Consider the following 25263-nt stretch of genomic DNA (forward strand, 5'->3'; position numbering starts at 1 on the left):
GAATTAAATTGTGCGCCGCGCGTGTGGTGCCCTTATGAGATTCCTAGTTACTACGGCCAGACAGTACGTCTTGCGACCCTTACTGATTTAAGGAACAGTGCGCGAAACCAACAAAGGGGATGGGCGATGGATCTGCGCGCATTGGCCATGGGGCTGACATTTGCACTGATCTGGTCGTCGGCCTTTACTTCGGCGCGGATCATCGTGATGGACGCTTCACCGTTGTTTTCGCTGGCACTGCGCTTTTTGATTTCCGGGTTGATCGGCGTGGCCATTGCACGCGCAATGGGACAGAGTTGGCGGCTGACGCCGCAACAATGGTACGCGACCATCCTGTTTGGAATCTGCCAAAATGCCCTGTATTTGGGTCTGAATTTCTACGCAATGCAAACGATTGAGGCGTCGGTTGCCGCCATTATCGCCTCGACCATGCCACTGCTGGTGGCGCTGGCAAGTTGGCTGTTTCTGGGCGATCGTCTGCGGCACATGGGCGTGATCGGCCTTCTGGCAGGGTTTGCAGGCGTCGCCCTGATCATGAGCAGCCGCATCAGCGCGGGCGTTGATATGTTCGGCGTGATGCTCTGCGGTGTTGGAGCCTTGGCGCTGACCTTCGCCACCTTGGCGGTGCGCGGGGCGACCTCGGGCGGGAATTTCATGATGGTTGTGGGGTTGCAGATGCTGGTTGGTTCAGCCGTTCTGTTCGTCGCGGCTCCCGTATTCGAGACGATCTATATCCACCCCACGGTGCCGTTGGCGCTGGCTTTCACCTACACAACCCTTTTCCCCGGCTTGTTGGCCACTCTGATCTGGTTCCTGTTGCTGGACCGGATCGGAGCGACCCGCGCAGCCACCTTCCACTTCCTTAACCCTGTTTTTGGCGTGACGATTGCTGCGTTGCTACTGGGGGAGAAACTCGGCCCACTGGATGCCGTTGGCGTACTGATCACCACCGCCGGGATTTTGGCCGTGCAGTTATCGCGGCAACCTGCTCAGGGCAGCAAAGCCTCGACCTGAGACAGCACTTGCCGGGAATCGGGGCGCATGGTTGCGCCATAGGTCGCTATTACTTCGCCTTCAGTGTTCAGAAGGATTTTGTTGAAGTTCCAACTGGGCTCAAATCCTGTCTGCTCCGCGACCTGTTGATAGAAAGGATGCGCTTTTGCGCCTCGAACCGGGGTGATGTCGGTCATTGGCAGGGTCAGGTTATAGTTGAAGTCACAGAATTCCTTGACCTCTTCCGCCGAGCCCAACTCCTGATTGAAGGAATCCGAGGGCACCGCCAGCACCACCAGCCCACGCGGGCTATAATCCTCATGCACCTTCTGTAGCGCACTATATTGACCGGTAAAGCCACAATGCGAGGCCGTGTTCACCACCAAAACCGGTTGCCCCCGCCAATCCGCGATCGACAGGGTGCCGCCGTCGATGGAATTAAACTCCCCGGTCAGCGGCGCGGCCTGCACGGTGCGCCCGGTCAGAATCAAAGCGGTCAACAGCAAGATGCGGAACATTGTGAACTCTCCTCTGCCCCAGTATACGCGCCAAATCGCACACCGGATCAACGCACGAGGACGCGAGGTGCGTGAATCAGGCTTTGATTTCTGCGCCTCAACCCCCAAATAATGTTGCAACCCAACCGACCGGAGGATCCATGACCCAATACACCAAATCCCCCGAGGCCATCGCCGCCCTCTCACCTGAAGAATACCATGTCACGCAGAACAGCGGGACCGAACGTCCGGGCACCGGCAAGCTGCTGAACAACAAGGAACCGGGGATCTATGTGGATATCGTTTCGGGCGAGCCGCTGTTCGCCTCGACCCACAAATACGAATCCGGCTGTGGCTGGCCCAGTTTCACCAAGCCCATCGTGCATGAACATGTGGAAGAATTTCACGACGCCACCCACGGCATGATCCGAACCGAGGTGCGCTCGAAATACGGCGACAGCCATCTGGGCCACGTCTTCCCCGACGGTCCGCGCGAACATGGCGGGCTGCGCTATTGCATCAACTCAGCCTCCTTGCGGTTTGTCCACCGCGATGACATGGAGGCCGAAGGCTATGCCGACTATCTGATCCATGTGGAGGAAATCTGATGACCGAAGAACGCGCTGTCCTGGCCGGAGGTTGTTTCTGGGGAATGCAGGACCTGATCCGCAAACTGCCGGGCGTGTCCCGCACCAGCGTCGGCTATACCGGCGGCGATGTCCCCAACGCCACCTATCGCAACCACGGAACCCATGCCGAAGGGATCGAGATTTTCTTTGATCCCGCGCAGATCAGCTATCGTGAGTTGCTGGAGTTCTTCTTCCAGATCCACGATCCGACCACGGTAAACCGTCAGGGCAATGACCGCGGGATGAGCTATCGTTCGGCTATTTACTATGTGGATGACGCACAGAAACAGGTGGCCTTGGACACGATTGCCGATGTGAACGCCAGCGGCATCTGGCCCGGCAAAGTCGTGACCGAGCTGGAGCCCGTCGGTGATTTCTGGGACGCCGAGCCCGAGCATCAGGACTATCTGGAGCGTATCCCCAACGGCTATACCTGCCACTTCCCGCGCCCCGACTGGGTTCTGCCCAAACGCGACGCGGCGGAATAAGCGATCATCCGGCGGCAACCCTTGGGCGGCCGCTGGCTTCAACCGTGATCATGGCCTCGACAAAGACCTCCTGCGCCTCAACGCGGGCAGTGCGGATGTCGCGGTCAACGATCACGCGAATATCCTCGGCCCCGGCGTCACGCACCGCGCCTTCGGCCTCGGATCTTAGCACGGATTCCAGCAGGGTTAGCGCCGCCTCTGAATCGTTGAAATCTTGTGGCCCGTCCTCAAGATGCACTCGGAACCTGCCCTCGGACGGCGACGTGACTGTCCCCGCCCGGCGCAAAGTCAGGCGACCGACGACCGCACCGATGGCATTGGCCACGCCAGTATGTTCGGGCAGGATCATCTTGCAATTCAAACGCTCCCCCACCGCCGGGTAATAGCTGGGGGCCGAGGCACCCAGCCCGATCACATCCACGTTCAGCCCCGCATCCAACGCCAGCAGGCCCCGATGCCTGGCCAACCCCTTGCGCGTCAGAACATGCCGCGCCAGATCGGCGGAAGGGATACCAAAATCCCCGGCTTCTTCGGCAAAAGCAGTCTCTAATAAAATCAATGAGGTCTGTTCGGTCAACTGATCCACGATCATCTGCGCCAAAGCCTCGGGCGTTTTCGCCAGCACATCACCCGACCCGACCCGTTTGCGTGACACCAGTTCCAACGCCTTGCGCGCGGCGTCGGCATCCCAGGCGTCCAGCCGCCCCAAAACGTGGCTGGCATCCGACGGCGTCACGCCCGAGACCTGAACGATCCCGCGATCCACCAACCGCGTCAGAGCCCCATTCTCCATCCGTGTGCGCAACAGGTCGCTCAGCGGCAAAACCTGATCGCCAAGACGGTCCAACAACACCTCTTCCCGCGCACCCAGCCCCTCGGCATGGATACCGGGCACGCGACGGGCAAACCGCGTGTCATGTTCACCTACCGTGGTCGCGCGCAGTTGTTTGTCCAACTCAGCATGCACCACATCCGGGGCCTCGGCCGCGATCAGCGACACTGGCAATACCCTACGTGGCCCAAGGACCACGCCGCCTCCCAGCCCCTCGGTCACCACATGGACCCGACTGTCGCCGCCCAAACCATGGGTGCGCATCGCCACCGCCTCGACCATGGTGCGAAAACCGCCAACCTGCGCACCATTGGGATCAATCGCGGGCTTACCGTCGCGGATCAGCGCAATATCCGTGGTTGTCCCGCCAATATCCGATACCAAGGCATTCTCAGCCCCGGTCAACCAACTGGCCCCCACGATCGAGGCTGCAGGCCCGCTGAGGATCGTCTCGATCGGGCGCTCCCGCGCCTGCTCGGCGCTCATCAACGCGCCGTCACCGCGCACCACCATCATTGGCGCGGTGATGCCCAGCGCCAGCAACTGATCCTGCGCCCGTCCGATCAGCCGGTCGATCATTCCGATCAGCCGTGCGTTTAATACCGCCGTCACCGCCCGTTTCGGCCCATTCAGCTTGGCCGACAGGTGATGCGAGCAGGTGACCGGAGCCCCCGTCCGCTCGGTAATAATCCGCGCCGCTTCCAACTCATGCGCGGGGTTGCGCGTGGCAAATTGCGCGGCCACAGCAAAGCCGGAAATGCCTTTATGAGTGTCTAAAAAGGCCTCCAACGCGGCCACATCCAACGGCGTGGCTTCGCCCCCCGCATGACTGTGACCCCCAGCAATAACCAAGGCTGGATCACCTTTCAACGCGTCGCGTAACCCGTGCCGATCCAAATCGCCTTCCTTGAACCCGATATAGACCAGCGCCACACGCCCGCCCTGCCCCTCGACCAGAGCATTGGTGGCCAAAGTGGTCGACAAAGATGCCATGGAGATTTGCTCAGGGCCAACTGCCGCCTGTTCCAATACAGCCGAAATCGCTTTGCCCACGCCGATTGCCAAGTCTGCCCGCGTGGTCAACGACTTGGCCGAGGCGATCACCTCAGCTTCATCCCGGATCAGCACCGCATCCGTATAGGTTCCGCCCGTATCCACCCCCAAAGCCAGCGCCATCGGGTTCTCCTTCCTGTTCGCTGAATTGGGTGTAGCGGTTTGGACCGACACGTCCAGCCTGTTTGCGGCACTTATGGCAGTTGTTGCACCGCCCAGCGCGCGGCATCAGCCACGGATGCATCCGGATCTTCCACCAACCCCTGCGCCACCGGCTTCAGCGCGGGCAAACCGGAATTGCCAATCGCATAAAGCACATTGCGCACAAACCGATCCCGTCCGATCCGCTTGATTGGCGAGCCCGAGAACTTGACCCGAAACGCCGCATCATCCAACCCCGCCAACTCAGCCAGAGGCGGAGCCACCAAATCATCCCGCGCAGCATAGCGAATATCGCTGGCCGCAACGGCAAACTTGTTCCACGGACAGGCTGCGAGACAATCATCGCATCCGTAAATCCGATTGCCCAACTTGCCGCGCAGCTCTTCGTCCACCGGGCCCTTATGTTCGATAGTCAGATAAGAGATGCAGCGCCGCGCATCCAATTGATAGGGCGCAGGAAACGCATTCGTTGGACAGGCATCCAAACAAGCGCGACACGATCCGCAATGATCCACCTCTGCCATATCCGCAGGCAGGTCCAATGTGGTGAAAACAGAGCCTATAAAGGCCCAATTTCCCCAATCACGGCTGACCAGATTCGTATGCTTCCCCTGCCATCCCAGCCCCGCCGCATGGCCCAGGGCCTTCTCAGGCACCGGCGCTGTATCAACAAACACCTTCACCTCGCCGCCACCTTCGGCAATCAACCACCGCGCCAACCGCTTCAGGCGTTTTTTCACCAGATCATGGTAATCCTTGTTCTGCGCATAAACCGAAATCGCAGCCAGGTCTGGATGGCTCAAAACCTCGGTAGGATCATGTTCAGGCGCATAGCTCTCGGCCAACATGATCACTGACTGCGCCTCGGGCCACAAAGCCGACGGATCGCCCCGCCAATGGGTCCGCTCTGCCATCCACCCCATCTGCCCGTGATACCCAGCATCCAAAAACGCCTGCAAGCGCGCGGGCACCTCGGGCACATCCCACGGCCGACAAATCCGACAGGACACAAACCCCTCGCTCAATGCCCGAGCGACCACCTTGCGCTTTAAATCCGATCCGCTCTTCATCTGGCTAAAAATACCTTCGGGGGGAATCGCGCCCCGGCGCGATGGGGGGCAGACAGCCCCCCTGCCACCCTATCAGAAATCCAGATCCGCGTAATGCGGCGGAGGCCGGAACCCTGGCACCTGATCCGCTAGTATCGACCGGAACGCGGGCCGGGACTTGATCTTGGCATACCAATCCTTCACCGCCGCCGACCGGTTCCAATCCACATCCGAGATATAGTCCAACGCCGACAAATGCGCAGCCGCCGAAAAATCCGCCAGCGTCATCTGATCGCCAGCCAACCAACGCCGATGATCCAGCAACCATGCCATATAATCCAGATGATATTTAATGGCCTTGGCACCCTCTTTCACGTTCTTGCTGTCCGGGTATCCCTGACCGGTCATCTTCTTGTTGACCCGTTCATACAACAGTTTCGATGTCACCTCGTGATGAAACTTGTCATCGAACCAACCCACCAATCGCCGCACCTCATACCGAGCTTCGGGGGTTTTCGGCATCAAAGATGGCTCGGGGCGCGTTTCCTCAATGTATTCACAAATCGCTGCGCTTTCCGCCATCACCTGACCGTCCAACCGCAGAACGGGAACTTTACCCGCCGGATTGCGACGCAGGAAATCCGGGTCTTGCTCCCAATACTTCTCTTCGACCAGCTCAACCTCGATCTTCTTTTCCGCTAGCGACAGACGGACCTTGCGGCAATATGGGGACAGGGGAACGTGAAACAGACGCGCCATGAGCTTCCAATCGAACCAGTGAATACAATCCAGCTTTAGCGCCGAGAGGGTTAGTATTTCAATCCTCGAAACAATCTGCGCGACCATCTGCGCGGATGGTGGCCGCCCCATCCAGGATCGAGGCCGCCCGCCTACGTGTGCGTACTGATGGATCAGTGACCGATCTGTTTCGGGGGGAGGGCAGAATTGCAGCGATCCGCGCGGCCTGAACCGGCGACAGCTTGGAGGCGGTTACATTGAAGTTACGCTGAGCCGCTGCTTCGACTCCAAAAACGCCATTCCCGGTCTCGGCCACGTTCAGATACACCTCAAGGATACGTTGTTTGCTCCAAAAGATTTCGACAACCGGTGTGATCGAGGTTTCAAGCGCTTTGCGTACCCAGCTGCGCCCTTGCCACAAGAACACATTCTTCACCACCTGCTGTGTAATCGTTGACGCACCCCTTGACCCTCCGTCCTCAAGTGCATCGCGAATGGCTTCGACATCAAAGCCCCAGTGCAGACAGAAATTGGCGTCTTCCGCCGCCACAGCCGAGCGCGCCATGACCGGAGAAATCTGTTCTATCGGAACCCAATCCCGTTCGACTTTGCCTAGGCGCCGCCACTCGGACCAGATCGTGTGGGTCACCGGTGGATTCACCACCGAATACAAAACCACCAGCCCAACAACACATGCGATCACCACCAAAAACCCACGCCCTACCCAGCTGCGGATTCTCGGAATAATCGGTGTTTTTCTTTTAGAGGCCTTGCGTTTCTTGCTGCTCGATTTGCGCGCTGCTTTTTTTGCCATGCTGTTGCTATACGACGCCGAAGACGGGTATGGAACGGGTTAAATCGCGATTACGCGGGCTTCGCGCGGGCGTACTACCGGACGGGCGGTATCCGGCAAAACAGGGTTTTCGCGACCAAGCTCGGGAAACAAGGTCAAAATCTCGGCCTGCGTTTGGCTGTCGGCCATTGATACGGCATGACCCGGATAAAAACTTTCGCTTTTTGCGCCATTTGCCGTCACGATCTCATGTCGTGAAAACAGCAGATGCAGATATTCGACCTCGCCACCTTCGACGCGCGTGACCGTTTTGCCGTTCACAAGACAATGCGCCGCAATCAGAACTTCGGAATGCCCAAATAGATAGGGCGCGCGCCAGTCCTCGATCAGAATACGGTGTTGCGGAGAGACGATCAGCGGTTTGTTCGTCCCCAAAACACCGGCTTCAAAGCGTACCGGGGCAAGTTTTCCCTGGGCCTTGACCGTTGTTCTGCCGACCCAAAGCAAAGGCTGTGCCCCGTTGTCAGAGGTCAGAACCAGATCACCGGGGCGCAAGTCCTCGACCCGGCGAGGGCCGGATGCCGTCTCGATCATTGTGCCGGGCGTGAAACACGGTGGGCCCAGATCGCCGGCTCCGATATCGACCGAACCAAATGAACCTCCGGTGTCGCTGAAATCAGTCGCAGATGAGCTGACGAACGTCCCGCTTTCCAAAACTTGTCCGTCGGTGGGTGTAAACACCTCGCGCCCATCGGCAAGATAGAAGGTCACACCCGTGTAGGTGATCTGAGAGCCGTCATCCAATTCAATGGTCACCATGTCATCGAAATAGGACGCCGTAATGTCTGATCCGTCGACCGAGTCGTTGTTCAGCCGGTTGATCAGGCCGTTGTCGTTCTGGTCGACGATGTCGAATTTCTGAACCGTCAGGGTCGAGCCAGGTGTCGTACCGTTCGCTCCGGGATTGGCCGGGTCGATGACAAAAAACTGATCTGTGTAGGTTGTTGGCATGTGCCTGCTCCCTGCGACGCGTTAAATGGGCTGGCGACCAGAGCGCCGAGATAACGTTTTCGTTAGCTAGGCGTGAAACGATTAAAAACGCAAGAAAACCGTCAAAAATGCCCAAAAATAGAAAAACCCGCGTGTTTCAGGAGACACGCGGGTTTTTCGATTAACGATCAGACAGGGTCTTATTCCGCAGGAACTGCTTCAACTTCGTTGGTCAGAGGATGGCTGAGCTTGTTCAGCATCTCCTTTGGGCAGACCTGAAGGAAGTTTGCCTTTTCCACATCCCAATGCTGCAGGATATCTGCAGCTTTGCGACTGTTGGTTTCCAAAGCATGGCGTTCAATCAGCGTTTTCATCTGATCCATCCAGTGATTCACCGTCACCGGGCAGGTCACCAGAGTTTCCATGTTCATCAACGCCTGCGCCTTGCCTTCGGGATCGTACAGGTACGCCATGCCGCCGGTCATGCCCGCGCCAAAGTTGGCACCAATGTCGCCCAGAATCACGGCCACACCGCCGGTCATGTATTCGCACCCGTTCGAGCCGCAGCCCTCGATCACCACTTTGGCACCCGAGTTCCGAACCGCGAACCGTTCACCTGCGCGACCCGCTGCGAACAGGTGGCCGTCGGTGGCGCCGTATAGAACCGTGTTGCCGATGATCGTGTTGTCATCTGCCTTCAGCGGGCTGACCTGCGGTGGGCGCACGACGATCATGCCGCCCGACAGACCTTTGCCGACATAGTCATTGGCATCACCCGACACTTCCAGTTTCAGACCCGGCGCCGCAAAAGCCCCCAGCGACTGACCAGCCGAGCCCTGCAACTTCACATGCAGATGGTCGTCTTGGAATGTGTTCCGCATACCAAAGTTCTGCACGATATGGCTGGACACCCGAGTGCCCACTGTCCGGTGCGTGTTCTGGATCGCGTAGGACAGCTGCATCTTCTCACCGTCTTTCAGGAACCGCGCCGCGTCGCGCACAATCTCGGCGTCCAGCGTGTCAGGCACTGCGTTGCGATCCTTGTCGCGGTTGTAGACGATGTCATGTGCGCCATCGACGGTGATCAGCAGCGGGTTAAGGTCCAGATCGTCCAGATGCGCCGAGCCACGGCTGACCTGCGCCAGCAGATCGGCCCGTCCGATGATCTCGTCAATCGAGCGCGCACCAAGGCTGGCCAGCAGCTCGCGCACTTCCTGCGCGTAGAAGGTGATCAGGTTGACGACCTTGTCGGCATTGCCGGTGAATTTGGCGCGCAGGGATTCGTCCTGCGTACACACGCCAACCGGGCAGGTGTTCGACTGGCACTGACGTACCATGATACAGCCCATCGCGATCAGGGCAGCGGTGCCGATGCCGTATTCCTCGGCCCCCATCATCGCAGCCATCACGATATCGCGCCCGGTGCGCAGCCCGCCATCGGTCCGCAGAGTCACGCGGTCGCGCAGGTTGTTCATCGCCAGAACCTGATGCGCCTCGGTCAGGCCCATCTCCCACGGCAGACCAGCGTATTTGATCGACGTCGCGGGCGACGCGCCCGTACCGCCATTGTGACCCGAAATCAGGATGATATCCGCCTTCGCCTTGGCCACACCGGCAGCAATCGTGCCAACGCCCGAGGACGCAACCAGTTTCACCGTCACCTTACAGCGCGGGTTGATCTGTTTCAGGTCATAGATCAGCTGCGCCAGATCCTCGATTGAGTAGATGTCGTGGTGCGGCGGCGGTGAGATCAGGGTCACACCCTTGGTCGAGTGACGCAGGCGCGCGATCAGATCGGTCACTTTCATACCCGGCAACTGACCACCCTCACCGGGTTTCGCCCCTTGGGCAACCTTGATTTCAAGCTCTTCACACTGATTCAGGTATTCAGCGGTCACGCCGAACCGGCCCGAGGCCACCTGTTTGATCTTGGCTGACGGGTTGTCACCATTGGGCTCCGGCACGAAATGCGCCGGATCTTCGCCGCCTTCACCAGAGTCAGACTTGGCTCCGATTCGGTTCATCGCCACGTTCAGCGTCTTATGCGCCTCGGGGCTCAGAGCACCCAGTGACATGCCCGGCGTGACAAAGCGTTTGCGGATCGAGGTGATCGATTCGACCTCTTCAATCGGCACCGGTTTGCCCAGCGGTTTGAAATCCATCAGGTCACGCAGGTGGATCGGCGGGTTTGACTGCATCTTGGCCGAGTACTGTTTCCACAGCTCATAGGATGCGCGGTTACACGCCATTTGCATCATATGCATCGAGCTCGCTTCCCAAGCGTGGGTCTCACCCGATTTGCGCGCTTTGTAGAAACCACCGATGGGAAGCACGTCCAGACCGCTGTCCCAACCTTTGGCGTGGATTTCCTCGGCCTTGGCCTGAATACCGGTGACACCGATGCCGGAAATCCGGCTGGTCATGCCCGGGAAAAACTCGGCGACCATGGCGCGGCTCAGGCCCACGGCCTCAAAGTTCAGGCCACCGCGGTACGAGGAGATCACCGAAATCCCCATCTTGGCCATGATCTTCAGCAGGCCCTGATCAATCGCCTCGCGGTAGCGCGCGACATTCTCGGTCAAAGTGCCATCCAGCAAGCCGCGATCAATGCGGTCAGCCAGCGAGTCTTCGGCCAGATAAGCGTTCACAACGGTCGCGCCACAACCGATCAGAACGGCAAAGTAGTGCGGATCAACACATTCCGCCGAACGCACGTTCAGCGAACAGAAAGTCCGCAGTCCCTGACGGGTCAGATGCGAATGAACGGCACTGGTCGCCAGGATCATCGGCATCGCCACGCGGCCTTCGCTCGAGTTCATATCGGACAGCACCAGATGCCCCGCGCCCGAGCGCACGGCCTCTTCTGCTTCGGCTCTAACACGGACCAAAGCAGCGCTCAGCGCGCCCCGACCGGGTTCAAAGCTACAGTCGATTTCCGCCAGCGGCGAACCGAGGTTTTCCACCAGCCGGTCCCATTGGGCGTTGCCTACAAAGGGGCTGTCCAGCGTGATGATCTCGGTCTGGCTGCTGTCTTCGTCCAGCACGTTTTTCAGGTTTCCGAACCGGGTCTTCAGCGACATGACGCGGTATTCGCGGAGGCTGTCGATCGGCGGGTTGGTCACCTGGCTAAAGTTCTGGCGGAAGAAATGGCTGAGCGGGCGGTATTGTTTGGACAAAACTGCCGACGGGGTGTCATCGCCCATCGAGGCCAGTGATTCCTTGCCGTCTTCAGCCATGGGGGCAAGGATTTGCTCCAATTCTTCAACAGAATAACCAGCCGCGATCTGGCGCTTGCGCAGTTCCTCTCCACTGAACTTCGCGGTCTCTGTCACGCCTGACAGGCTTTCATTCAGATCGTTGATCTTGCCAACCCACTCACCAAACGGCAGAGCACGGGCCAGTTTATCCTTGATCTGCGTGTCGCGGTACAGCTTGCCACGCTTCATATCCACGGCCAGCATCTGACCCGGGCCCAGCGCGCCTTTTTCCGTCACCGATGCCTCATCAATCGGCACCATGCCGGCCTCGGACCCTGCGATAACCAGACCATCGCCAGTCACCACATAGCGCATCGGACGCAGGCCGTTCCGGTCCAGACCGGCGCATACCCAACGGCCATCGGTCATGGCCAGCGCGGCGGGGCCGTCCCACGGTTCCATCACCGAGTTGCAATAGGAATACATGTCACGCCACGCCTGCGGCAGTTCAACCGCCTGCTTGGACCAGCTCTCCGGCACCAGCATGGTTTTCGCCATCGGAGCAGACCGGCCTGCACGTACCAGAACCTCGAAAACCGAGTCTAGTGCGGCTGAATCCGACGATCCGCCCGCGATGATCGGTTTGATGTCCTCGGCATAGTCCCCAAAGGTCGAGGATGCCATGCGGATCTCATGGCTTTTCATCCAGTTGACGTTGCCTTTTAGCGTGTTGATCTCGCCGTTATGGGCCAACATGCGGAAGGGCTGCGCCAACCACCATTGCGGGAAGGTGTTGGTGGAATAACGCTGGTGATAGATCGCAAAGGCGGATTCGAAACGCTCATCCATCAGGTCGGGGTAGAAGACGGCCACTTGTTCAGCCAACATCATGCCCTTGTAGATGATCGAGCGGCACGACAGCGACGCCAGATACATTCCCGAAATCCCAGCCGCTGCCGCCGCTTTTTCGATCCGGCGACGGATCACATACAGCTCACGCTCAAAGGTTTCTTCGTCCACGCCTTTGGAGTTCGAGATCAGGATCTGCTCAATCTCGGGGCGGGTCGCGTTGGCCTTTTCGCCTAGACAGGTCACATCAACCGGCACGTGGCGCCAGCCATAGATGTAGTAACCCATGCGCAGCACTTCGGTTTCCACGATGGTCCGGCAGCTTTCCTGCGCACCGAAATCGGTGCGGGGCAAAAAGACCTGACCAACAGCGATCAGCTCGTCCAGGTTGGGCTCGTGACCGGTGCGACGGATCTGATCATAGAAGAAGGGGACCGGAATCTGCACATGGATGCCGGCACCGTCGCCGGTTTTGCCATCGGCATCCACAGCGCCCCGGTGCCAGATCGCCTTGAGCGCGTCGATCCCCGCATCCACAACCTTGCGCGAAGGCTTGCCGTCGACGGACACAACAAGGCCTACGCCGCAGGAAGAATGTTCTTCCTCTTTGGAATAGAGACCGTTTTCCGCCATCCACTGACGTTTGGCTTCTTCGGCGCGCACCCAATCGGCATCGTATTTGGTCATTGGCTGTCTCCTTCTTCCAAGGGGGCGAACATGGCCTCAACCTCGGCTTTGGTCATTTGCTGGCGTTCACCTGCGAACGCATAACCCTGGGGTTTTTTGTCGATAAAAAGTTCATGTGTCAGGCCGTGCCCGGTATCCGGGAACAACCCAGCGGCCATAAGCGTCTGGCCATGCATCTCACCTTCTGTGGTGATCCGGTACCACAGCACCGAGCCACATTCGGCGCAGAAGGCGCGCTCGGCCCAATCGGACGAGGCGAAGGTTTTTACCGACCCTAGCGCGGCATAGCCCTCTTCAGCCTCAAACGTCACAAGCATCGAGCTGGTCCAGCGGCGGCATTGGTCGCAATGGCACGCGCCCAGCGCATTTTGCGCCGGGGTGGCGGTCACGGTGACCGCGCCACACATGCATTGGCCTTGCAACTCGGGCATTCCGGCGCTCCTGATTGCTGGGTTATTCGGCTGCAACCGCAGCCTTGGCGTTGAAACGGTCGATGATCGCATCGGCACAGTCGCGCCCGTCACGGATCGCCCACACGACCAGAGAGGCCCCGCGCACGATGTCACCGATGGCGTAAACACCGTCCATCTCGGTCTCGCCGGTCTGGAAGGCGGCCTTGACGGTGCCCCAACGTGTCACGGGCAGGTCGGGCTGACCGAACAGGGTGGGTAGGTCTTCGGGCTCAAACCCCAGCGCCTTGATCACCAGATCGGCGTCTTCGACATAATCCGCACCTTCGATCACCTCAGGTGCCTGACGGCCTGTCGCGTCGGGCTGGCCCAGACGCATCTTCTGCACCATCACACCCTGCACCTTGTCGTCGCCGGTAAAGCCCTTGGGCGCGCTGAGCCATTCAAACACCACGCCTTCTTCTTCGGCGTTCTGAGTCTCACGCTGCGAGCCAGGCATATTCGCGCGGTCGCGACGGTACAGGCATTTGACCGAGGTCGCACCTTGACGGATCGAGGTGCGCACGCAATCCATCGCAGTATCCCCGCCACCGATCACGACGACCTTTTTACCAGAGGCGTTCAAGCGGCCATTGTCAAAGTCTTCGACCGCATCGCCAAAGCTTTTGCGGTTCGAGGCGGTCAGGAAGTCGATCGCTTTTTCGATCCCGGCCAGACCACTGCCCGGCATGGACAGGTCACGCGACTTGTAAACGCCAGTGGCAATGATAACCGCGTCATGCTTGCCACGAATGTCTTCGAATTTCGCGGCGTCGACGTCACAATTCAACTCGAATGCCACGCCGCCATCGGCCAGCAGGTCGTTGCGGCGCTGCACGATGTCCTTTTCCAGTTTGAAGCCCGGAATACCGTACATCAACAGGCCTCCGGCGCGGTCATAGCGGTCATAGACTGTCACCTGAATACCTGCGCGGCGCAGCATGTCAGCGGCCGCCAGCCCACCAGGGCCCGCACCGATGATACCAACGCTTTCGCTGCGCTCGGCCGTGGGGACGGTGAGTTTGACCCAACCTTTGTCCCATGCGGTATCGGTAATGTATTTCTCGATCGTGCCGATGGTTACTGTCCCGTGACCGGACTGTTCAATCACGCAATTGCCTTCGCACAGGCGATCTTGAGGGCAGATGCGGCCACAGATCTCGGGGAAGGTATTGGTCGCCTGGCTGGTCTGATAGGCCTCTTCCAGACGGCCAGTGGCGGTCAGGTGCAACCAGTCGGGGATATTGTTGTGCAACGGGCAATGCGACTGACAATAGGGCACACCGCATTGGCTGCAGCGGCTGGCCTGCTCTTCGGCTTTGGCCGAGGCGTATTCGGCATAGATCTCGTCAAAGTCTTCCTTGCGCGTGTCAGCGGCACGCTTTTCAGGCATGGCGCGATCGACTTGCACAAATTTCAGCATCGGTTGCTTGGCCACGGGTCAGACTCCATGAATTGGCTTGGTCGAGTTTCTTTAAGTGATGCAAGTTAGGATGAAAAGTCAATTATGCTGACCTATTTAGTGAATTTGCGATCAAAAATCCTAGGGTCGCATGAAAAAAGCAAAAATTTAGATCCGAATCGGACCTATATGCGTTCTTTCCTTTTCTTCATCACGCTTATACCCATGAATCGCAAAGAACACGTGACGATGGCACGGGCAGGTTAATGAGTCTATTTCAACTGATTCTTGCGGCGATCATTCAGGGTATCACCGAATTTCTGCCGATTTCGTCATCCGGGCACCTGATTCTGCTGCCCAACCTAACCGGTCTGGCGGATCAAGGCCTTGCCATTGATGTGGCGGTTCATGTGGGCACCCTAGGCGCAGTGGTTCTTTATTTTTGGTCTGACGTCAAATCAGCCGCAGCAGGTTTGCCAGACGCGCTGCGGGGTCAAACAGACACGCCACAGGCGCGGCTTGCGCTTGGTCTGATCATTGCGACGATTCCGACGGTTGTCCTTGGCGCCATACTTTATCAAACCGGGCTCAGCCAGTCTTTGCGCTCGATGGCGGTGATTGGATGGACCATGTTGGGATTTGGTCTGCTGCTCTATTGGATGGACCAGAAAGGACAGCAAAGAAAAAAGGCAAATGACTGGGGTCTGAAAGATGCGGCCATTATGGGTTTGTGGCAAATGCTGGCGCTGATCCCCGGCACATCCCGGTCTGGCATCACGATTACGGGCGCCCGGCACTTGGGGTACACCCGAGAAGACAGCGCGCGGATCGCGATGTTGATGTCGATTCCGACTATCTTGGCATCGGGCATATTGCTTTCAGTCGATGTGATCAAAGAAGCCGACGCTCAACTGGCTATTGACGGAGCAATCGCCGCGCTTTTTGCCTTTGTTGCGGCCCTTCTGGCGCTGTCTTTCATGATGCGCTTGCTGCGCAGCGTCAGCTTTACGCCATACGTAATTTACCGCGTTGTTTTGGGCGTAGTTCTGCTGGCCATTGCCTACAGTTGATCAGGTCCGCAGGTTGTCAGCGGATCTTTGAATTTCGTCATACTGACCCGAGGGGCGGAACTTCCAAAGATAGTCCGGCAGAACCGACTCCAACGTGGCCGGCTGGATTCCAAGATCGGCAAAGCTTTTCGCCCCATCCGACACGACGTTGTCGCGGCGAAGGTTTTTCAGCTGATCCCGTGTCAGAATGCTATTCGGGAACAGTTGGAAACTGACGAACTTAACGATGTCCAGAACCCCGGCCATGATCCGCGCGGCAAAAAAAGGCATCCCGATAATCACGCGGCGGCGGTGGATCACGTCAAGCATCTGCTGCATGAGCGCACGGAATGTCTTGACCTCAGGGCCGCCCAGTTCATACGTGCCGGCCGCAGCCTGCCCCAGAACGCCCTGAACAGCAGCTTTGGCCACATCATCGACATAGACCGGCTGAAACTTCGTTTCGGCCCCGACCAGCGGCAGGAACGGCCCCATCCGGGTCATCCCGGCAAAGCGGTTGAAGAATTGATCCTCGGTCCCGAAAATAACCGAGGGGCGCAGGATCACGGCATTGGGCATATGAGCAAGCACTCCGGCCTCACCCTGTGCCTTGGTTTGCGAATACTCACTGTCCGAATCCGCGTCTGCACCAATGGCAGAAATATGGACCATCCGCGTGATCCCTTGTTCGGCTGCGATCCGCGCGATCCGTTCGGCCCCGTCGGCCTGTACGGCGTCAAACGCGTTCTTGCCCAGCTCGTTCAGCACACCCACGCAGTTCACCACCGCATCCGCGCCCTGCATCGCCGCCGCGACCGAGGCATCGTCGCGAATGTTGCACAGGATGGGTTCAACCTGTCCAACCACGCCGTAAGGTTTAACGAACATCGCTTCATTCGGGCGCCTGACAGCGACCCGAACACGCCACCCTTCGTTCGCCATACGTCGCGCGACGTACCTGCCGACAAATCCGGATCCGCCATAAATCGTGACCAGTTTTGACATAGAAGGGCTCCTGCTTTTGGCTCCTGATCCGATCTACCGCCCAAAGAGGCGCGGAACAAGGCGCAATAACGCCGCGTGTAGGGGAAAAACCCTGCCTTTTTCGGGTGCGTTTTGGATGGGGTCAAAAAACTTTCAAAAAACTTCCCGAATCCGGTTGACCCTCCTCGCCAGTGGGCTTAAACGCCCCTCCACGACACCTGCCCAGGTGGCGGAATTGGTAGACGCGCTAGCTTCAGGTGCTAGTGTCCGTATGGACGTGGAGGTTCGAGTCCTCTCCTGGGCACCAAATCCCCCGATAACGTATTAATTGCTCTCAGTTTACTTGTCCTAACTGTGCGGGTGAAGGACATGGCGTAGGACAATTCGGTCCTCTTTTTCGTTCAACAAGAACGGCATCTATTACTTTAGAGGCGGGTTCCTCGGGGTCTCCTGAAACACTAACAACGAGGACCGCGCGCTGGTAAGTGGCTCGGTCCAGACAGTGATCCGTAAAGATGGGGATGAAGTCGAAACCGTTCTGAGCCAATTGAACGAATGTCTGACAGCCTCTGGCAATATGGTTGGTAAATTCACGCTAGAACCTGATCTTTCCGGCAATAGTCGGACTGTGCGAACTGCCTGATACAAAGCCGAGCGCACGGACTAGAATGAAGCGGTTTCCTACTTGAGACGAGCAATGGGCTTTCAAGTTGAATGCTTGCTCTAAGTGATCAACCTTCGAAGATCCCCTCAGAATTGGCCAAGTAGCGAATGCACTTGTTTTGAAAACCAGTGATTTAAGTCTAAGGGCTTCATGGGCACTTTTGACGCCGTTGTGACAACACCCGTAGCGGAGTTTTCTTTCAAGACTTCCGTCTTGATACTGCCCACATGACCTAACCAATTGACTATATCAGGATCTGCATTCCAACTCGTTCATTTCGGCGTTTCTGGTTTTTGACTGTCGCCTGACACGCTGGTCGAACGCGGGAAATAAACTTGGACCAGAGTCGACACCAAATCTTGCACTTGTTTCGTCCCCTATCAGCTGAGCGTATCTGACCCATGTTCGGAACACAAAAACATCGCGCAGACTGATTATTGACTTGTTGTTTGTCTGCCGTCCAGGTTTCGCAAGTTTTAGATCCCGGAAATAATTCTTTTCATCTGCAGCCCAGCCTTGCGGAGTCTTAAACGGCTTCTGCTCATCCGAACCTTCGTATTTGAAATCAGGATATTCCTGTCCGAACTCGGAACACCCGTGCGAGATTTTTGCGGGCAGACCACAGATCGCATGCTTGGTTTTCAAGTCGTCAAAAGCAGCAAGACAGCTTTTAGCTTCGGCAAGGCTCTGACAATAAATATAACCCTTGTAGGGATACTTTATGCCACTCCTCAGCTCTATCATGCATTTTCGTGCGTTGTCGTTCGGCAGATCGAGGTTGAGTAGCAGAAAATAAGCCAGAAAAAGATCATCCAGATTCTCGGGCAAAATCTGAACTTTGAAACAATCGTGGCACAAGCTCGGGATAACTTTGGTTTCTTTGAAGAATTTCAAACGCACGTCGCAATGCGTATGCTGACCATTGATGGTCAAGACCCGACCAGAGAACATCTGGGCCACAGGGACAACCTGAGTAATACCCAAGGTTTCCAGAACACTCATCCACTGACGGTAGGCATCGCCGTATACTCTGCGGTCCAACATGCCCAATCGCCAATCAAACCCCAAAGATTCATTTATCTGGCTTTGGGCCGTTCCGAATGCGCCAAAAGCTGTCGTGCATCCTCGGGGTGTTTCCAACAGATTCACAAGCCGCCGGACACTGGCACCATCATCTGGTTTAATCGCAACCCATTGTTCAAGCTGCCTAACTTGCGCGTCGACGGACATCACACCTCTCCTGAAACAGAGAAACTCTCTGCCAGCAAGGTGATCGCCCTCATCACGCCTGTCGTCAACTCAAATGCGCAAGAACCGGCAGTTTGTGCCGGTTCTTGACCTTTTTTGATCAGGACACCGCTTGTTCCGCTACGATTTCGCCAAATCGGGTGAAGAACTTGCCCGACAGCTTTTTGGCCGTTCCTGCAATCAGACGGCTGCCAAGCTGGGCGATCTTGCCGCCGACATCGACCTTCGCGGTGTAGGCCAGAATTGTCTCAGCCCCGTCCTCGGTCAACGTGACCTCGGCGCCACCTTTGGCGAAACCAGCCGCTCCGCCCTTGCCTTCTCCGGTCAAAGAAAATCCACTGGGAGCGTTGGAATTGTCTAATGTGACCTGCCCGGCAAATTTCGCTTTGACCGGACCGATTTTCAGGACCACCTTGGCCTCAAGATCCTCGGGCGAGTTCTGGATCAATTCTTCACAACCCGGAATGCACTCCCGCAATATCTCGGGCGTATTCAGCGCTTTGTAAACCACGTCGCGCGGGGCTGCGATGCGGATTTCGTCACTTAGTTCCATTCACGTTTCCTCTGTTCAACAGCATTTCGGAAAAACCAGAAGGGCGGTTTCCGTCGCCTGTTCCGGTGTTTGTTTCGGGCGCTCGGGCCACAGGCGCTTAAGCAAGTTTTTCATCCTGAGAAACCTCCGTCGATTTGTCCGTGTTTCGCCACATCACGATCTCGGCCAGGATTGACAGGGCGATTTCGTGCGGATCTATAGCATGAATGTCCAGCCCGGCAGGGGATTTCAGACGCGCCGCGCGGGCTGGATCCAGACCCTGACCAATCAGCTTTTCCGTGAGTGTTTCGGCTTTGCGGCGGCTGGCCACCATCGACACCCGCGCGGCTTGCGTGTTCAGCGCGGCCCCAAGGGCTGCGCCGTCTCCTTGACCTTGCGAGGCCACGACAACAAAGTCGCGCGCCTCGATACCCAAGTCTTCGACCGTCTCGGGCGTGCTGCTCGTCACCCGAAACCCGGCGAGCGTCCCGTGTTCGCCCAGCGCCTTGGCAATCAACGAGGTGCCAAAGATCACCAATCTTGGCGCGTGCTGATACGGTTCAACCAGCAAATCCACCGTCCCGCCCGAGGGGCAGCCGCTTTTGAAGGTTTGCACGCCATCCGGGTCCGTCATGTCGACCACCTTGTCCGAGGGTTTCACGCGGATCATCTGCGGCGCACCGCTGACCAGCGCTTGTATCGCTGAACTGCGCACCGCGCGCTGCACACAGGCACCGCCCAGATGACCCAATATCCGCCCGTCGCGCGCAATCGCCGCCTTTCCCCCGGCCTTGGCCGAGGTTGCATCCGCTGTGCGCAGCACCGTGGCGACGCAGAAAGGCTCACCGGTTCGGCGCAGGGTTTCGATCGTGTCGAATATGTCGAAATTTGCCATATCAGACTCCTTTCACAACTTGCGAAACTGCGGCTCAAGCGCTGCCAGCGCCTCGAGTGTGTTGGCAGGCAAGTGCGCGTCCAAATGGGGTTCGGCCGCCTGCATCGCCGCTGCGATGGGTTGGTAGTCTTTCCATCCCTTCAACGGGTTCAACCAGACGATGCGCCGTGACTTGCGCCGGATGCGCGCCAGAACTGCGCTCAGCGCCTGCGGATCCGAACTGCAATAGCCGTCCGACAGGATCAGAACGATGGTCCGCCCGTTCAAAGCACGCGCGCCATAGCCGTTCAGAAAGCTTTCCAAGCTACCCGAAATGTCGGTGCCGCCGCCGAACCCCTCGGCCATCAAGGATAACCGCCCAGCTGCACGGATCGAGTCGTGATCACGAAGGGCGTCCGTCACCCGCATCAGGCGCGTGTGAAACAGATAAGCATCCGCTTCAGTCCCGCTACCGATCAGACCTTTGAGAAAGGCCAGAAACACCCGCGAATAAACAGTCATCGACCCGCTGACATCACACAGCGCTACGATCCGCATCGGACGCGGCGGCTTGGCGCGGCGATACAAATCAATCGGCTCACCCCCTCGTGCAAGACTTGCCCGTTGTATCCTCCGCATATCCAACGTAGCGCCCCGCAACGCTTGCTTTCTGCGACGCGACCGCCGATCACGAATGGCACGTGCCAACATCAAGGCCGCCTTTTCAGCCTGTCTTAGAGCCTCGTCATCCATCAACTCGCGCAGGTCCCTGCGTGACAGGTTGACTGTGCGTGTCGCAATCAACTTGCCATCAGTCCCCTCGGCATCGCCTTCGCCCTGATCGGCAGAACCCTCTTGCTCTGCGCTTTCCGCACCCTGTTCGTCGGAATGCGCGGCATCCTGCCAAATCATGGGTTTGGCAGATTGCACCCTCACGTGGCTCGTTTGTGCGACCCCTTCTCGCTGCTTTCCAACGTTGAACCAATATGCATCGAACAAATCGTCAAAACGGCGCCAATCCTCGGCGTCGCTCGCCAGCAACACACATAGCGCCCGGCGGGCCTGATCCGCATCCGTCGCCGTGATCTGAGACAATGCAGACAACGCATCCGCGGTCTCACCCGGACCAACTCGAAGCCCGTTCGACCGCAAATGCGCGATGAACCCAGACATCCGATCTGCCAACCCATCGGCCCGAGAAGGAAACCGCGTGACCTGCATCACGCCACCTTTCCGATCAGCCGGTCCATCACCTCGGGCGGAGCCGCGTCATAGTCCGCAGCCGTCTTCAACAAACATACAAGCGTCGCCTGCACAGCATCGCGCGATTGCGCCATGTCGTTGACACCCAAACCTGACAGGGCTGCAGCCCAGTCCAACATCTCTGCAATGCCCGGCGTCTTTTCCAAATCTTCTTTGCGCAACGCCTGTACGACCCCAATGATCTGCCGCGCCAGCACGCCTTCAACCTCGGGCATCCGCGCCCGAAGGATCGCCATTTCAACCTCTTTCGAGGGGTAATCAAGGAAACTGTAAAGACACCGCCGACGTAAGGCGTCCGACAAATCACGCGTCCCATTGGCGGTCAGGATCACAATGGGCCGGGCCGTCGCCTCGACCGTCCCAAGCTCAGGGATGGTGATCTGAAAGTCGGACAGGATTTCCAGCAAATAAGCTTCGAATTCCTCATCCGCCCTATCAATCTCATCAATCAACAAAACCGGAGGCTCGTCCTGCGAAATAGCCTCTAACAAAGGTCTTTTCAGCAAATACGCATCGGAAAACAACTGCGCCTCGCCAACCCCTCCCTGCGCCTCCGACGCCCGGATCGCAAGCAGTTGCCGCTGATAATTCCACTCATAAATCGCATGGCTGGCATCCAGCCCTTCATAGCACTGCAAGCGGATCAAACGCGCCTCACGCGACGCTGCCACAGCCTTGGCCACCTCGGTCTTACCCACCCCGGCCGGACCTTCCAGCAACAAGGGCCGCCCCAAAGTCTGCGCCAGATGCAGCGCCATCGCCAACCGATCATCAGCAACATAGCCTTGCGCGGCCAATCCGTTCTGCACATCACTCAAAGTCAAAACCAGGATCCATTCTTCATCTGGCAAAAAATACCTCGGGGGAGGCTCGGAGGGGGCTGGCCCCCTCCGCTCGGTCGGATCGGCCAAGCCGATCCGAACCCATTCACCCGTGCATCCCCAACCCATTGGCGATCTTCCAGATGCGCCAGTGGTCATGCGGCATATGGCTCTGCACCAACCCAAAGGGCCGGAACGCATCATGCACCGCATTCGAGAAACAGGGCACGCCCCCAACATTCGGGCTCTCACCCACACCTTTTGCACCAATCGGATGATGCGGGGACGGCGTCACCGTATAGTCGGTGATATAGTTCGGTGTCTCCCACGCGGTCGGCAGGAAGAAATCCATCAGCGTGCCGGTCTTCACATTACCCATCTCGTCATAGGCAATCTCTTGCCCCATCGCGATGGCCAGCGCTTCGGTCACGCCACCATGAACCTGCCCGTCGATGATCATCGGGTTGATCCGGGTGCCGCAATCGTCCAGCGCGTAGAACTTGCGAACATCCCATTCGCCGGTATCCACATCGATCTCCATGACGCAGATATAGGCCCCGAACGGATAGGTCATGTTCGGCGGGTCGTAATAGCTGACCGCCTCCAGACCAGGTTCCAGCCCCGGGATTGCCTGATTATAGGCGGCGAAGGCGATTTCCTTCATCGTTTTGAACCGCTCAGGCGCGCCCTTGACCGAGAACCGATCCACGTCCCACTCGACATCGTCGTCATGGACCTCCAGCAGATAGGCCGCAATCATCTGCGCCTTAGCGCGGATCTTACGCGCGGCCATTGCCGTTGCCGCACCGGCCACAGGAGTGGACCGAGACCCGTAAGTCCCCAGACCATAGGGTGCTGTGTCGGTATCGCCTTCCTCCAGCGTGATGTCATCGGCTGGCAACCCGATCTCACTGGCGATGATCTGTGCAAAGGTCGTGGCATGACCTTGACCTTGAGAGATCGTCCCCAGCCGTGCGATAGCAGAGCCAGTTGGGTGGATGCGGATTTCGCAACTGTCGAACATGCCAAGCCCGAGAATGTCGCAATTCTTCACCGGACCCGCCCCCACGATTTCTGTGAAATGCGTCAGACCAATGCCAAGCAGTTTGCGTGTCTTACCGGCTTTGAACTCCTCGACCCGCTGCGCTTGTTCAGCGCGCAAACCGTCATAGTCCACGGCCTTCAGCGCCTTGTCCCAAGCGGTGTGATAATCGCCCGAGTCATATTCCCAGCCCAGCGCCGATTGATACGGGAACTGATCGGCCTTGATAAAGTTGATCCGGCGCAGCTCGGCCGCGTCCATGTTCAGTTTGATGGCCAGAACTTCGATCATGCGTTCGATGAAATAGGCGGCCTCGGTCACGCGGAAGGAACAGCGATAGGCCACCCCGCCCGGCGCCTTGTTGGTATAGACCCCATCCACGGCCAGATAAGCGGTCGGGATGTCATAGGACCCGGTGCAGATATTCATGAACCCAGCAGGGAACTTGGTCGGGTCGGCACAGGCGTCAAAGCCGCCGTGATCTGCCGTGGTGTGGCACCACAACCCAGTGATCTTGCCATCCTTGGTGGCCGCGATCTTGCCCTGCATCCAGTAGTCCCGGGCAAAGGCGGTGGACATCAGGTTCTCCATCCGGTCCTCGACCCATTTCACTGGCTTGCCGGTGACAATCGAGGCCACGACCGAGCAGACATAACCCGCATAGGCCCCAACCTTGTTACCAAAGCCACCACCGATATCGGGACTGATGACGCGGATATTGTGCTCGGCAATGCCCGAGATCAGCGACACAACCGTCCGGATCGCGTGCGGGGCTTGGAACGTACCGTAGAGCGTCAGCTTGCCGGTCACCTTGTCCATGCTCGCGACCGACCCGCAGGTCTCCAGCGGGCAAGGATGGGTACGGTGGTAATAGACCATCTCTTCAGCCACCACATCGGCCTCGGCCAGAATAGCCTCCGTCGCGTCTTTGTCGCCCTGTTCCCAGGTGAAGATGTGGTTGTGATGCTTGCGCGGCCCGTGCGCACCTTCGGTCTGACCCTCAAGGTCTTCACGCAGGACCACATCGGATTTCAGCGCCTCGAACGGGTCGGTCAGAACAGGAAGTTCCTCGTATTCAACCTCGACCAGTTCCGCAGCATCCGCTGCGATATAGCGATCCTCGGCCACAACGAAAGCGACCTCCTGACCTTGGAACAGCACTTTGCCATCGGCCAGCACCATCTGTTTATCGCCTGCCAGTGTCGGCATCCAATGTAGGCCCAGCGGCGACAAGTCTTCGGCAGTCAGAACAGCGATCACGCCGGGCAGCGCCAGCGCCGCCTCTTTGTTCACGCTGACAACGCGGGCATGTGCATAGGGGGAGCGCACAAAGTCGCCGAACAGCATGCCATCCAGCTTGATGTCATCGACATAATTGCCCTTGCCTTGGGTAAAGCGCACGTCCTCGACGCGTTTGCGCGAGCTGCCCATCCCTTTGAGGTTGGCGGCGCGTTCTTCGGGGGTCAGAGTTTGATCGTTCATTCCGCGGCCTCCTTCTGAGCGTTCAGCATGTCAGCCGAGGCCGAGATCGCCTTGACGATGTTCTGGTATCCGGTGCAGCGGCACAGGTTCCCAGCCATACCAAAACGGATTTCTTCCTCGGTCGGGTTCGGGTTTTCCTGCAGCAAGCGATGCGCGCGGGTGATCATGCCCGGCGTGCAGAAACCGCATTGCAGGCCATGATGTTCACGGAACATCTCCTGCAGCACACCAAGGCTGCCATCGTCGTTGGTAAGCCCTTCGACCGTTGTGATATCGGCACCGTTCACCTGCGCCACGAAGGTGGTGCAGGATTTGACGGACTTGCCATCGATATCAACGGTGCAAGCGCCGCAATGGCTGGTTTCGCATCCGATATGGGGGCCGGTGATTTTCAGATCTTCCCGCAGGAAGTGGATCAGCAACGTGCGCGGCTCGGCCAGACCTTCGACCTCTTTGCCGTTCACGGTGAGTTTGACGTGCATTTTTGACATGGGTT

General features: G+C 58.1%; 21 protein-coding genes and 1 tRNA gene. 5 read left to right on the forward strand and 17 right to left on the reverse strand.

Annotation, left to right across the window (positions count from 1 at the left end; translation table 11 throughout):
- Positions 1-126 precede the first annotated feature (126 nt).
- The gene (locus ABWV79_RS12825) at positions 127-1014 is read left to right on the forward strand and encodes a DMT family transporter (protein WP_353392421.1); all 888 of its coding nucleotides are present in this window, start codon (positions 127-129) and stop codon (positions 1012-1014) included.
- Here the strand turns inward: ABWV79_RS12825 and ABWV79_RS12830 are convergent.
- A complete protein-coding gene (locus tag ABWV79_RS12830; RefSeq protein WP_353392423.1) occupies positions 990-1511 on the reverse strand; it encodes a glutathione peroxidase in 522 nt (173 codons plus the stop codon). The two genes, ABWV79_RS12825 and ABWV79_RS12830, sit on opposite strands and share 25 nt — an antisense overlap.
- Positions 1512-1651: 140 nt before the next feature.
- Here ABWV79_RS12830 and msrB point away from each other — a divergent pair, with 140 nt between their 5' ends.
- Both msrB and msrA read left to right on the forward strand, forming a co-directional pair.
- Positions 1652-2098, forward strand: coding sequence for a peptide-methionine (R)-S-oxide reductase MsrB (gene msrB / locus ABWV79_RS12835; protein WP_170355545.1), 447 nt, complete (start codon positions 1652-1654; stop codon positions 2096-2098).
- Positions 2098-2607 (forward strand): peptide-methionine (S)-S-oxide reductase MsrA, encoded by a 510-nt coding sequence (gene msrA / locus ABWV79_RS12840; protein WP_353392425.1) that lies wholly within the window; start codon positions 2098-2100, stop codon positions 2605-2607. Before msrB ends, msrA begins: the two co-directional genes overlap by 1 nt.
- A 4-nt stretch (positions 2608-2611) precedes the next feature.
- Here the strand turns inward: msrA and ABWV79_RS12845 are convergent, their stop codons facing one another.
- The 8 genes from ABWV79_RS12845 to ABWV79_RS12885 form a co-directional block, all read right to left on the reverse strand.
- A complete protein-coding gene (locus tag ABWV79_RS12845; protein WP_353392427.1) occupies positions 2612-4615 on the reverse strand; it encodes a hydantoinase/oxoprolinase family protein in 2004 nt (667 codons plus the stop codon).
- A gap of 71 nt (positions 4616-4686) precedes the next feature.
- Complete coding sequence (gene queG, locus ABWV79_RS12850; RefSeq protein WP_353392429.1) at positions 4687-5724, reverse strand: tRNA epoxyqueuosine(34) reductase QueG; 1038 nt, start codon at positions 5722-5724, stop codon at positions 4687-4689.
- A 72-nt stretch (positions 5725-5796) separates the two neighbouring features.
- A complete protein-coding gene (gene fzlA, locus ABWV79_RS12855) occupies positions 5797-6462 on the reverse strand; it encodes an FtsZ-binding protein FzlA (RefSeq protein ID WP_170355737.1) in 666 nt (221 codons plus the stop codon).
- Between the two features lie 58 nt (positions 6463-6520).
- A complete protein-coding gene (gene mtgA / locus ABWV79_RS12860; RefSeq protein WP_502949863.1) occupies positions 6521-7255 on the reverse strand; it encodes a monofunctional biosynthetic peptidoglycan transglycosylase in 735 nt (244 codons plus the stop codon).
- A gap of 39 nt (positions 7256-7294) precedes the next feature.
- Positions 7295-8245 (reverse strand): Hint domain-containing protein, encoded by a 951-nt coding sequence (locus ABWV79_RS12870; protein ID WP_353392431.1) that lies wholly within the window; start codon positions 8243-8245, stop codon positions 7295-7297.
- A gap of 179 nt (positions 8246-8424) precedes the next feature.
- The gene (gene gltB, locus ABWV79_RS12875) at positions 8425-12957 is read right to left on the reverse strand and encodes a glutamate synthase large subunit (RefSeq protein WP_353392433.1); all 4533 of its coding nucleotides are present in this window, start codon (positions 12955-12957) and stop codon (positions 8425-8427) included.
- Positions 12954-13388, reverse strand: a complete 435-nt coding sequence (locus ABWV79_RS12880) for a GFA family protein (RefSeq protein ID WP_353392435.1) — start codon at positions 13386-13388, stop codon at positions 12954-12956. The genes gltB and ABWV79_RS12880 overlap by 4 nt, the downstream gene beginning before the upstream one ends.
- Positions 13389-13410: 22 nt before the next feature.
- Positions 13411-14844 carry an NAD(P)-dependent oxidoreductase gene (locus ABWV79_RS12885; protein WP_353392437.1) on the reverse strand — a complete coding sequence of 478 codons (1434 nt, stop codon included), beginning with the start codon at positions 14842-14844 and terminating at the stop codon, positions 13411-13413.
- A 230-nt stretch (positions 14845-15074) separates the two neighbouring features.
- Here ABWV79_RS12885 and ABWV79_RS12890 point away from each other — a divergent pair, with 230 nt between their 5' ends.
- Complete coding sequence (locus ABWV79_RS12890) at positions 15075-15878, forward strand: undecaprenyl-diphosphate phosphatase (RefSeq protein WP_353392439.1); 804 nt, start codon at positions 15075-15077, stop codon at positions 15876-15878.
- Here the strand turns inward: ABWV79_RS12890 and ABWV79_RS12895 are convergent, their stop codons facing one another.
- Entirely contained in the window at positions 15879-16862 is a 984-nt protein-coding gene (locus ABWV79_RS12895) for a complex I NDUFA9 subunit family protein (RefSeq protein ID WP_353392441.1), read from the reverse strand.
- A 199-nt stretch (positions 16863-17061) separates the two neighbouring features.
- Here ABWV79_RS12895 and ABWV79_RS12900 point away from each other — a divergent pair.
- A tRNA-Leu gene (locus tag ABWV79_RS12900) sits at positions 17062-17148 on the forward strand.
- Positions 17149-17754: 606 nt separating this feature from the next.
- Here the strand turns inward: ABWV79_RS12900 and ABWV79_RS12905 are convergent.
- From ABWV79_RS12905 to ABWV79_RS12935, 7 genes are all read right to left on the reverse strand, one after another.
- Positions 17755-18735: a hypothetical protein gene (locus ABWV79_RS12905; RefSeq protein ID WP_353392443.1), complete on the reverse strand. Its 981-nt coding sequence runs from the start codon at positions 18733-18735 to the stop codon at positions 17755-17757.
- Between the two features lie 118 nt (positions 18736-18853).
- Positions 18854-19306 (reverse strand): SRPBCC family protein, encoded by a 453-nt coding sequence (locus tag ABWV79_RS12910; protein WP_353392445.1) that lies wholly within the window; start codon positions 19304-19306, stop codon positions 18854-18856.
- Positions 19307-19403: 97 nt separating this feature from the next.
- Positions 19404-20180, reverse strand: coding sequence for an XdhC family protein (locus tag ABWV79_RS12915; protein ID WP_170355558.1), 777 nt, complete (start codon positions 20178-20180; stop codon positions 19404-19406).
- A gap of 12 nt (positions 20181-20192) precedes the next feature.
- Entirely contained in the window at positions 20193-21380 is a 1188-nt protein-coding gene (locus tag ABWV79_RS12920) for a vWA domain-containing protein (protein ID WP_353392447.1), read from the reverse strand.
- Positions 21380-22246 (reverse strand): AAA family ATPase, encoded by an 867-nt coding sequence (locus tag ABWV79_RS12925; protein WP_353392449.1) that lies wholly within the window; start codon positions 22244-22246, stop codon positions 21380-21382. Before ABWV79_RS12925 ends, ABWV79_RS12920 begins: the two co-directional genes overlap by 1 nt.
- 103 nt (positions 22247-22349) lie before the next feature.
- Entirely contained in the window at positions 22350-24767 is a 2418-nt protein-coding gene (locus tag ABWV79_RS12930) for an aerobic carbon-monoxide dehydrogenase large subunit (protein WP_170355561.1), read from the reverse strand.
- Positions 24764-25258, reverse strand: a complete 495-nt coding sequence (locus ABWV79_RS12935; RefSeq protein WP_170355562.1) for a (2Fe-2S)-binding protein — start codon at positions 25256-25258, stop codon at positions 24764-24766. Before ABWV79_RS12935 ends, ABWV79_RS12930 begins: the two co-directional genes overlap by 4 nt.
- Positions 25259-25263 lie beyond the last annotated feature (5 nt).

Origin of the sequence: Ruegeria sp. HU-ET01832, assembly GCF_040371315.1 — a bacterium.
GTDB classification, from domain to species: Bacteria; Pseudomonadota; Alphaproteobacteria; order Rhodobacterales; family Rhodobacteraceae; genus Ruegeria; species Ruegeria lacuscaerulensis_A.